Source organism: Bacillus sp. LR--39 (genome assembly GCF_053613335.1).
Genome location: NZ_JBSIOT010001362.1, coordinates 1 through 563, shown reverse-complemented (window position 1 = coordinate 563; position 563 = coordinate 1). Strand labels below are relative to the sequence as shown.

1 protein-coding gene is annotated in these 563 nt (G+C 43.5%); it reads right to left on the bottom strand.

Features of this window, described 5'->3' with window-relative positions; all coding sequences use genetic code 11:
* On the bottom strand, positions 1 to 563 hold a 563-nt coding region (locus tag ACWHAR_RS30500; RefSeq protein WP_452088861.1), incomplete at both ends, for a DNA alkylation repair protein.

The following is a 563-nucleotide window of genomic DNA, read 5'->3' as shown; positions in this document are numbered from 1 at the left end:
GCGCTAAGGCCTGTTTATCACCCTTTTTTAATAAGGTCCGATAGGCGTGTTTGATAATCCAGTCTGTATGGGGATGTGTTCCGTACCATTGATCTGCGACTTTTCTCAGTAAATGAGGATGCGTTTTTGATATATCATTAAGGTTGTTGGCCACGCTTTTTCTTACATATAAGGACTCGTCCTGCATCAGCTTCTCAAGGATCGGCAATACGGGGGAAGGGTCCGATTTCAAAGCCGGTATCGATTTTCCCCATGGCAGGCGGGGCCTGCTGCCTTCGCTCGCAAGTCTTCTCACGTGTTCATTTTTATGCTCAGACCATGCAAGCAATTGTGCAACCATCTTTTCTTGATCTAACAGCAAAAAAGGCCTTACAGCAAATTCTGAGGTCGAATATTGCGTAAAGTATTCCAATGCCTTTATTGATTCTTCCCAATGCGCTAACCCGTACTGTTCCACATAATCTGGAAATAAAATTCCGCTGAGTCCTTTAAAATGAGGGGCTGTATCCCGTAAAATTGTGAGCGCTTCAACGTATTGTTTTGGCAAAGTTTCGTATAAAGAA